This window comes from Haloferax profundi (assembly GCF_001469865.1).
Taxonomy (GTDB): Archaea; Halobacteriota; Halobacteria; order Halobacteriales; family Haloferacaceae; genus Haloferax; species Haloferax profundi.
The window spans coordinates 1-351 of the sequence record NZ_LOPV01000337.1 but is presented as its reverse complement, the minus strand read 5'-3'; the positions used below and the strand labels follow the sequence as shown (position 1 = coordinate 351).

The following is a 351-nucleotide window of genomic DNA, read 5'->3' as shown; positions in this document are numbered from 1 at the left end:
TGTTGTAGTCGCTCCAAATCATACCCAACATAAGCATCCGTTCCGGTGTGCCGGTAGAGAGTGTTCCAATCTAGCTTGTACTCTGTTGCTTCAGTTGTCCACGAGACGAGCCCATCGGCTGGCACAACAGCCGAGCCTCTCGCTTGTTCCAGCGCCTCGTTCAGTTTTTGTATCAACCCGTCATATTCTGTGGCGTTTATCTCTCGGATGTGAGTTTCGTGTGGAACTGAGCGGTACACCCACGATCGCCCGTTTAGAATCGAAAATTCGGTTAAGTGGAACGTGCGATCAGTCCATGCATCGGAGTCACCTGCAGGAATTTCAAGTAATGACTCAGCGAGAGAGCGATTT

Annotated in this window: 1 pseudogene; it reads right to left on the bottom strand. The window is 50.4% G+C overall.

Annotated elements, in window-relative coordinates:
• Positions 1 to 239 (bottom strand): annotated as a pseudogene (locus tag AUR66_RS22695) (hypothetical protein); the annotation flags it as partial.
• Positions 240 to 351: the final 112 nt, after the last annotated feature.